Source organism: Mesorhizobium sp. M1E.F.Ca.ET.063.01.1.1 (assembly GCF_003998155.1).
Taxonomy (GTDB): Bacteria; Pseudomonadota; Alphaproteobacteria; order Rhizobiales; family Rhizobiaceae; genus Mesorhizobium.
Genome location: NZ_RZSC01000574.1, coordinates 1 through 3,891, shown reverse-complemented (window position 1 = coordinate 3,891; position 3,891 = coordinate 1). Strand labels below are relative to the sequence as shown.

The following is a 3,891-nucleotide window of genomic DNA, read 5'->3' as shown; positions in this document are numbered from 1 at the left end:
TCTCCGCCCAGGCTAAAGGAGGGAAACGCCGCGGACCGGGAGGAAAGCGATGTCTGTCCAAAAAGAAGACTTTCGAACGAACAGAGCCGACTATGCGATCGCCTCGATGCGAGGCCGAGCGGCCGCTGATGACGATCGCCATGAGATACTGGAAAGCAAGAACTCTCTGTGGCTAAGAGATCGGCGAATCGCCAGATTGGCTGCAAATCCGTGTGAAAGCTTGCCACCAAGAGCCAGACCCCCGCGCGGGGATTAGCGACGCTGGTGTTTCGTTAGCCGGTGCCCGGCGCTAGCCTTGCCGGGCCGCTTCCGGCTTCAAGGACAAGGCATCCAGCCCTTACGCTTATCCGGCGTCATTGCATGGTTGGTGAAATGCAAATTCCGATCATCGCAGCCGGCGGCGCGGCATTCGTGGCAATAGAGCACCTTAATCAGATCCCAATGCATCGCTCCGTGATCCGGCCCGAGCCGGCGCACCAGTTCTGCAACGTCAAGGATCGCATGGCGCCGGCAAGTGAGGCAGTCGACCGAAAGGCCTGTGCCGGCTTCCGGCTTCTTGCCAAGCGTGCCTTCGACGAAGGGGAATTTCATTGTCGTGACGATCTCCGAAATGAGGTCGCCGCACCGGGAGGATTATATTCCTCATCGCCGACAGGTTGCCAAGAGGTTACGCGATCACGCCATGTCCTTTTGAGGTAGAGATTAGCTATCTTGCATGTGCGGCGGACCAATCAGTTCGCCAGGCCGGCACCGGGCTCAGGCAATTCTCCCCCACGAGAAGGCGCCGGTCACCTTAGCCCGCCGCGCGGGTGTGGGGGCACACCCAGCGGCGGGTTATCGGCCCGTCTTCTGCCGAATATTAGCATCCTCTTGACGAGGTGGAAGCCAGCGCCAGACTCGTTGCATGGCGAAGGGCTCTATTAGCATCGGCGACGAGGTCGCCATCACCGCGACCGTGCGACGGCGGGTCACTGAAGACCGCATCAGCGTCTCGATCCCGTCCTACGGCTTCCCGCACTCGATCGTCGACCGCACGTCCAAGGTGAAGAAGGGCCAGCCGGTCGAGTTGATCGGCGATGTCACACATATCGATGGCGAGTGGGTGACGGTCAATCTCGGTGTGCCGGTAACGGTGAACATCGACACGCTCAGGCTGGTGACAGCCTATAAGCCGCCGACCAGGAAGGCGCCTTTGGTGGACAAGCCTAGATGAGCTGTCTCGTTTCGGGACCAGAATGCTGGCACCTGTCTTGCATTGAAGATATTGCCGGTACCTCCTCCACCGGCCCTGGTCGGGGGGCCAGGATACCTAATCTCGCCGGGCTTGAGGTGGCGGGGCCTCGCCCGGCGAGTCTTTCTTTCAGCAGTCGCTAAGAACTGGAGTCTTCGCACCAGATGATGGGATTCACAGCGATTCCATTTCGATCTAAGATTCATCCGAAGCCTTGGCGAAGGAGGAGTGTTGGCGGCTCGATGCAGCACCGCTGAGGCACCGGCAACGACTGCTGAGAAGGCAAGGTTACCCGATCGAAAGCTTTTCCGTGCATCAATGGCTGACGCGCATGGGAAGGGCTCGGGATGTCGACAATCGGGGCGATCTACCGCCGCACCCCTGCCTCGGTCGCGATCGTCTGGCTGGCGCTCAGCGCTGTTCTGAGCCTGCTGCTGTTGCAAGGCAAAATGCCCAACGGCGACGTCGACGACCTGATGAAGCTGCATGAAATCAGGCATCTGCTGCAAACGGGCAATCCGTTCGACAGGACGCTGACGGGCATCGCCCAGCCCGAACCCATGGTTTCGCACTGGCCGTGGATCGTCGACGCGCCCTATGCGCTGATGGCCGCTGCGATTGCGCCCTTTGTCGGGATGGAGGCTGCGGTCGCAGTCGCGGTATTCACCGTGCCGTTGCTGCTGCTGCTGGTCGCAGTGACCTTGCTTTTCCTGCTGATCAGGGAATTCGAGTTCGAACACCCCGGCGCGGTGCTGGCTGTCGCTGCGTTTGCCGGACTGCCGTCATTTTCCGAATTTCAACCCTGGCGTATCGACTACCACAATCTGCAGATGCTTATCCTCCTCGGCACGGCGCTGCTGACGATCCGTGGCGGACGGGTTGCCGCCGTGCTGAACGGTGCCTTGATGGCTCTATCCACTGCGATCAGCGCCGAAATGGCGCCGTTCCTTGTTCTGCCGGCCGGCTTCTACGCCTTGGCGTTCATCGCCGGTGAGAGCGACGCAGGGAAAGATCTCAGGGCTTACGGTCTCGCACTGGCGGCTGCCGGGATTGCAATGTTCTTTGTGGTCGTAGGGCCTCGGACTTATACAAGTGCCGCTTGCGACCGCTATTCGCTTCTGCACCTCACCGCGCTTGCAGTCACCGGTGTTACGCTTGCGGGCATCTCCACCGCGGGAACGGCCGGAAGCTGGCGGATAAGGGCCGCCTGTCTTTTGGTCGCCGCCTGTGCGAGCGCCGCGCTGCTTGTGTTCTTCTTTCCCCAGTGCGCAGGTGGACCGCTTGTCGGCGTGAGCGACTACGTGCGCGGCAATTGGCTTTTGCGCATCGACCAGGAACGCAGCATCTTCTACAGCGCGGACTTTATAAGCTCCGACCGTTTCACCCGTTTCTTCCTCGCCATTCTGGGCACTGCTGCGACATGCATCCTGGCCATCTCCGGCACGACAAGAAAGCGAACCTGGGTGGTTCTTGCGGTCTTCTCGACAGTCGGCCTCCTGTTAGGACTGCTCTATCTGCGATATCTCCGTTTCTTCCCGCTTTTCGTCGGTCCTGGGACAGCCCTGCTTATCCACCAGGGCCTTCCTGTCTGGCTGCCGCTAAGGCGCTATTTCGGCATAAGGTCGGACAACGGGTTGCCCGGCGTTTCGCTTCTTGCCGCTCCTGGAGTGGCGATTATCGCTGCCCTTTTTGCGGGCCATCTGGTCTGGCCTCCCCAGCTGACAAAACCAATCGGCATCGACATCGCCGATGCTTGCGAGAAAGCCGATGCCGGTCCTCATTTCGTCTGGCCGCAAGGCGCACGGCTGTTTGCGCCTCCCAATATCGGGGTCGCCGCGTTGGGGTCGCCGGTCGCCCTCGATGTCGTGGCCGTTCCCTTTCACACGGCGGCCAAGGGCATTGAGCGCATCCTGCGATTTTTCGATCCGGCTACGCCGGACCCGGCGCGACTGCTCGATGAAACGAAGGCCACCCATGTGGCGGTCTGCCGCGTGGAGGAGACAACGCTAAAGTCGATCGAAGCCCAATTCCCGCTGGCCAGCCGCTTGGCGACGGGAAAGCCTCCGGACTGGCTGACGGAGTGCCCCGTTGCCGGGCCGCTGCGCATCTATCGATATTCGGCGGCAGGCGGCCCTTCCGGCCAGTGTCCTGTCGCGGGCCAATGAGCCTTGGCGCCGTGACGTCCGTCAGGGCGCGATCGGGTTCAACTTCAAATGCTGGATCAGGATGATGGTCTTGGCGTCGACGATGCGGCCGTCGGCTATGCCGGCCAGCGCCTCGTCGAGCGGCATCTCCAGAACCTCGATGTCCTCGCCCTCCTCCGGCGCCCCGCCGCCATCGGAGATGCGGTCGGCCGGCGAATAGCGCGCAACGAAGAACCAGAGCCTTTCCGTCACGCTGCCGGGGCTCATATAGGGCGCGAACAGCCGCTGCACGTTCTTCAGCCGATAGCCGAGTTCCTCCTCCGCTTCCTTGCGGATGCAGGTTTCCGGATCGTTTTCATCGAGCAATCCGGCGCAGGCCTCGATGAGCGGCTCGCGATGGCCGGTGGCATAGGCCGGATAGCGGAACTGCCGCACCAGGAGCACCGTGGAGCGCTCCGGGTCGAAGGGCAGGATGACCGCGCCGTCGCCCCGGTCGTAGGTCTGGCGCGTCTGCGT

General features: G+C 61.8%; 4 protein-coding genes. 2 read left to right on the top strand and 2 right to left on the bottom strand.

Features of this window, described 5'->3' with window-relative positions; genetic code table 11:
• Window positions 1-315 precede the first annotated feature (315 nt).
• Window positions 316-591: a hypothetical protein gene (locus EOA29_RS28295; protein WP_126093530.1), complete on the bottom strand. Its 276-nt coding sequence runs from the start codon at window positions 589-591 to the stop codon at window positions 316-318.
• Between the two features lie 313 nt (window positions 592-904).
• Between EOA29_RS28295 and EOA29_RS28290 the strand changes: the two genes are divergently transcribed.
• Window positions 905-1,213 carry a hypothetical protein gene (locus tag EOA29_RS28290; protein ID WP_126093529.1) on the top strand — a complete coding sequence of 103 codons (309 nt, stop codon included), beginning with the start codon at window positions 905-907 and terminating at the stop codon, window positions 1,211-1,213.
• A gap of 365 nt (window positions 1,214-1,578) precedes the next feature.
• Window positions 1,579-3,396, top strand: coding sequence for a hypothetical protein (locus tag EOA29_RS28285; protein ID WP_126093528.1), 1,818 nt, complete (start codon window positions 1,579-1,581; stop codon window positions 3,394-3,396).
• Window positions 3,397-3,417: 21 nt separating this feature from the next.
• On the opposite strand, the gene EOA29_RS28280 is transcribed toward EOA29_RS28285, so the two are convergent.
• A partial coding sequence (locus tag EOA29_RS28280) for an NUDIX domain-containing protein (protein ID WP_127221907.1) occupies window positions 3,418-3,891 on the bottom strand: 474 nt, incomplete at its 5' end.